The organism is Zhenpiania hominis (assembly GCF_014333425.1).
In the GTDB taxonomy this organism is placed as follows: Bacteria; Bacillota; Clostridia; order Peptostreptococcales; family Anaerovoracaceae; genus Hominibacterium; species Hominibacterium hominis.
On sequence record NZ_JACRYT010000058.1, the window covers coordinates 1 to 1423 of the forward strand.

Sequence of the window (1423 nt, forward strand, 5' to 3'; positions counted from 1 at the left end):
CTCCGGATCTCTTGCCAGTCTCCCGTGAATAAATATTTTATGCATCGTAACCCTCCAAATAGGATACCGGTCCCGTGAGAACTTTGGTCTGTTTACAGTAATCGCAATGCTCACAGCGTCGCGCCGGTTCCAGTCCGGCTTTGATATCCGCGTACCGGTCAATCTTTGCCTCAATCAGTTTCAGCGCCGTATCCATACTGTATTGAGGGATTTCAAAAATTCCCAGATCCGGCACCTTTTCCTTTGTTGCCCCCGCGATATAAAAGGGCAGTCCGTTTCCTTCAATCGCCTGATAAACCGCAGCCTGCAGATCATATCCCCAGGCTTCCACAAAGGGAATTTTTCCCTCGCCTTCCACCCAGATTGGCGCAAAGTCTTTCATCACTTTCAAATCGACAATCTTTTCTCCCGGATGGTAGCTGTCCATTTTAATCTTCCACTGGTATCCGAACAGTTCTCCTTCCAGAATGACCTGAGGATGCCCGGACATATACTCCATAAAGAGCGGGTCCCTCTCCAGACGCTGGATAATTTCTTCCGCCTGCTTGAAATTCGCTCGAAGTTCCCCCTGCTTTGTGAAGATTTCCGGGTTCTGCGCGCGGAACAGATCCAACGTCCCTTCAAAGTGCGCGTCCACATAGGAGCCAACGAGTAGGGAAACGGTTTTCTCCCGCTCATACTCACCCCGGATTTCCGCCATTGCCGCCGCTTCACACTGCCCAAAGGTTTTGAATTGGCTGGCGCTGAAATATTTCATCTGATTTTCTCTGTCAAAATAGGTTTCCGCTGTCAGCATTACAGATACCTCACTTCCAGTTCGCTGTCGTTTGTCGTTCTGGTTGCCACAAACTGCAGCCCTTTGTCTTTGCATTTCTGATATAACTTGTTCCTGTTTTCGTCGGACAGCTTTTCCGCCCCGTCAATCAAAATGATCTGCAGGTTGTTGGGTTTGGAAAGCGCCACATCCACACACAGATTCAGTTTTTCTCCTTCCGACAGGTTGGAGACCGGCAGCCCGTGAATCAGCGGGATTCCGTTCTCTACGGTCAGTCCCTCCACCGGCAGCGTGGCAGTCTCTAGGATCTGTCCCGGCAGGGTTCTGGCCAGTTCAATCTTTCTCGTCAGCTCGTCCGATTCCGTTTTCAGACGTTTCACATCCGCTTCCAGACCCTGCATCCTTCGATACTCATTCAGATACTTCTTCATGCGTTCCGCGGTGTCGACTTCCTCCTGAAGGTGGCTACAATCCACCGGCTCCTTTGCGATATATCCATCCGCAATCTGCATGTCTTTCGCCAGTTTTGCCTTCTTTGCTTCATATTGGCTGTCCGCCAGAGCAATCTTATCCTGCAGCTTACGATCCAGACCTCCCAGCTTTTCATCCGCTGCCCGGATTTCCGCTTTCAGCCTCTCTATCGTGCTG

Annotated in this window: 2 protein-coding genes; both read right to left on the reverse strand. The window is 50.7% G+C overall.

Annotated features, from left to right (window positions below):
* Positions 1-37 precede the first annotated feature (37 nt).
* Positions 38-796 (reverse strand): PD-(D/E)XK nuclease-like domain-containing protein, encoded by a 759-nt coding sequence (locus tag H9L42_RS16690; RefSeq protein WP_243235858.1) that lies wholly within the window; start codon positions 794-796, stop codon positions 38-40.
* On the reverse strand, positions 796-1423 hold a 628-nt coding region (locus H9L42_RS16695; protein WP_417891436.1), incomplete at its 5' end, for a hypothetical protein. The genes H9L42_RS16695 and H9L42_RS16690, both read right to left, overlap by 1 nt.